The 3,006-nt window shown below is 73.2% G+C and carries 3 protein-coding genes; 1 reads left to right on the top strand and 2 read right to left on the bottom strand.

The genetic code is table 11. From position 1 onward, the window contains the following. Positions 1 to 89: 89 nt before the first annotated feature. Both ACFU99_RS39280 and ACFU99_RS39275 read right to left on the bottom strand, forming a co-directional pair. Positions 90 to 167, bottom strand: coding sequence for a 50S ribosomal protein bL37 (locus ACFU99_RS39280; protein ID WP_370443954.1), 78 nt, complete (start codon positions 165 to 167; stop codon positions 90 to 92). Between the two features lie 129 nt (positions 168 to 296). Continuing rightward, positions 297 to 1,619, bottom strand: coding sequence for a hypothetical protein (locus tag ACFU99_RS39275; RefSeq protein ID WP_384402215.1), 1,323 nt, complete (start codon positions 1,617 to 1,619; stop codon positions 297 to 299). Between the two features lie 163 nt (positions 1,620 to 1,782). Between ACFU99_RS39275 and ACFU99_RS39270 the strand changes: the two genes are divergently transcribed. Beyond that, on the top strand, positions 1,783 to 3,006 hold a 1,224-nt coding region (locus ACFU99_RS39270; protein WP_384402212.1), incomplete at its 3' end, for a hypothetical protein.

Genomic DNA, 3,006 nt, shown 5'->3' with positions numbered 1-3,006 from the left:
TCGGTGCGGCGTTCGGGCCGGTCCTGGGCGACGGCGGGATGCCGTTTCCATGCGGCGCGACCCGGGTGTGCCGCGAGGCGGCCGTCAGCTCAGGACTGAGGGCGGCTACCGTGGTTGGCGCCGTTCTTGCGGCGGGCCTTCTTCTTGCGGCGTCGCTTCGAGGACATGCCGTCTCCTTTCAGAGTTGGTTTCAGCCAGTTTTCACCCTTTCATATCGATATCCGTCGCGTCGATTCGACAGGGACCGCCGTGCCCGGCCCGGCCGTTCACTCCGAGCCCGAGGACCTGCGGAAAGCTCAGGACCGCCACACCACCGCGTGGTGCGTACCCGGCAGATAGGTGTAAATGGGGGTGCGGATCGATACCCCCGCGATGGTGCCTCCCGAGTTGACGAACAGCGCCGAGCTGTACGGATCGGAGGGCGCGCTCCCCAGATCGACGGCGCCGCCGTCGGCGGCCCAGCGCACGGCGCGCTTGTTCTCGCGGCTCGGGATGCCGTCCCAGGCGTACCCGGCGACGGTGCCCGCGTCATTGACCTGCGCGCCGTTGCTGTTGCCGCGCATGTCGCCCGGCAGCGCCAGCAGGGTCGGTGTGCCGTCGGGGGCCCAGCGCGTGGCGGTCGTCCTGACCGACCCGTCGGTAGCGCGCCGGAAGCCGGACACGGTGCCGTTGTCGCTGATCGAAGCGGCGGAGGCGTTCAGGCCCAGGTCCTGCACGGTGCCGTCGTCGGCCCACTCGACGGCGTGCGGCTCGGTCGGACCCGCCGGTTCGGCCCGGGCGGCGCTTCCGATGACGGTGCCCGAGTCGTTGATGCCGAAGGCGGAACTGGAGTCATGCCGCGGCCACTTGGCGCGGACGAGGGCGCCGAGGTCGGTGGCGGCGCCGCCGGGGCTCCACTTCACCGCGTGCCGCGTCGAGAGGCCGCCGTTCCAGGAGTACCCGACGGCTTCGCCCGCGCCGTTGATCGCCACGGGCGCGCTGTAGGCGTCGCCCGGCAGCGCGGGCAGGGTGACGAGCGTGCCGTCCGGCTTCCACACCACGCCGTGGCCCTCGTCGGGCGAGACGTCGCCCTTCCAGGAGGTGCCCGCCACGGCGCCCGCGTCATTGAGGGCGGCGGGCCGCGAGAAGGTGTCGCCGGGTACGGGCGCGAGCGGCGTGACGTCGCCGGTGCCGCTCCAGCGCACGGCGTGCCCCTGCCGCGCGGACTGCGAGGTCCCCGCGGACCAGGAGTACCCCGCGGTCGTGCCGGAGCCGTTGATCTCGGTGGCCCTGCCGTACAGATCGCCGGAGGCCGGCGGCAGGGCGTGAATGGTGTCATCGGAGTCCCAACGCACCGCACGGTCACGGTAGTTGGCCGGGTACATGCCGTCGGAGGGCGTCGAATACCCCGAGATCGCGCCCTCCTCGTTCAGTCCGGTCGGTTCGCTGTACCAGTCGTCGGGCAGGAACGGCAGCTCCGTGAGCGCGGGGGCGTGGGCGGGGGCGCGGACGGGGGCCGGGCCTGCGGCGGCGACGGCCGACGGCGCCGCGGCCGCGACCAGGGAAGTGGCGGCCATGGCGGCCACGGCGGCCAGGAGTGCGCCGGCGGTGATCGGTAACTCGCCGTTCCGGTGGACCATACGTCTGATCACAGTGTCTCCAGGGGGAGTTGTGAAGGGTGAGGGAGGCGGTGGGGGAGCGGTGCGAGTGACCGGGCGATCGTACGGGCGAGGCGAACGCTCCGCGCAGGACCGGGCGAAAACCCGTTGCGGCACGATCCGTCCCGGACAAAGATCACCTTTGATGACGAACGAACTCGAACAGGCCCGTCAGCTCCTCGACGCGGGCGACATTCCGGGGACCGTCCGGGCCCTGCGCCCCCTCGCCGAAACGGCCCCGCTCCGCGACCTGGCGAAAGTGGTGCGACAGCTCGCCGCGGCGGCGGACTTCGACGACCTCGCGAAGGCGGCGAAGAGCCTGGCGAAGAAGCCCGAAAACCCGCAGACGCTCTACGACTTCGGCTACGCATGCGTCGAACGCGGCGTGTCCTTCCTGGCCGTACCCGCCCTACGCCAGGCGCTGCGGCACGCCCCCGAGGCGCGCGCACTCCGCGCCGAACTGGTCTCGGCCCTGGAGCGCGAGCACCGCCACCGGGAAGCGGTCGACGTGCTCGCGGAGCGCGAAGCCGACCTGCACCCCTGGCCCGAGCGCTACCTCCTGGTCTTCAACTCGTTGCTCGCGGGCGAGCTCGACCGGGCGCGCGACGCCGCGGCCCTGCTCCCGGCCCCGGACGACGCCCGCTGGGAATGGGCCCACGAACGCGTCCGGAGCATGCTCCACCGGGCCGGACTCGCGGCGGCCGCCGGCCCGCTCGACGGCCGGGACCTGCGCGGCTGGCACTACGCCCTGACCGGCGGCTACCTGGGCGGCCTCTCCCCGTACGGGTTCACATCCGGCATGACCGGCCGCTACGCCTACTTCCAGGACACCGTCGAACAGTGCCGCGGCGGCCTCGACCGGCTGGCCGCGGTCCTCGCCGCCACCGGCCTGAAGCCGCGCACGGTCTCCCTGCTGCCGGGCCGGTCCCAGCGCATCCTGGGACTCGCCGCCGCTGAAGTCCTCGGCCTGCCCACCGAGCCGTACGCGCCCGGCCGCACGGACACGGTCGTCGTCGCCTACGACCTCCGCGACGCCGACGACGAGACGGCCGTCGCCCTCCGCGAGCGCGCGGACGGCCAGCTCCTCTACGAGCACGCGACCTGCTGGACGCAGCCCCCGGCCGCCTGCGCCGACGTGAGCGCGCTGCTCTGCGAATACGTCATCGAACCCTGGGGGGAGAAGCTGCGCGTCGGCGAGAACGGCGCGGAGCGGATGCCCGCCGACGACCGGCCGGAGGCGGAGATCGCGGCCGAGATCGTACGGGCCGACGGGACGCCCGATCCAGGGGACGGGGACACGCCGCCCGATCCCGACGAGGCGTTCACCGCGTTCGTGGCGGCCACGGCGGCCGGCTGGCTGACCGGCACC

This window comes from Streptomyces sp. NPDC057654, from assembly GCF_042800135.1.
Taxonomy (GTDB): Bacteria; Actinomycetota; Actinomycetes; order Streptomycetales; family Streptomycetaceae; genus Streptomyces.
This window is presented reverse-complemented; position numbering and strand designations above follow the sequence as displayed.

What these genes read in the sequence shown, in the direction of transcription:
- ACFU99_RS39275 (WP_384402215.1), bottom strand. Translation starts at nt 1,619, where the DNA reads ATGGTCCACCGGAACGGCGAGTTACCGATCACCGCCGGCGCACTCCTG.
- ACFU99_RS39280 (WP_370443954.1), bottom strand. Translation starts at nt 167, where the DNA reads ATGTCCTCGAAGCGACGCCGCAAGAAGAAGGCCCGCCGCAAGAACGGC.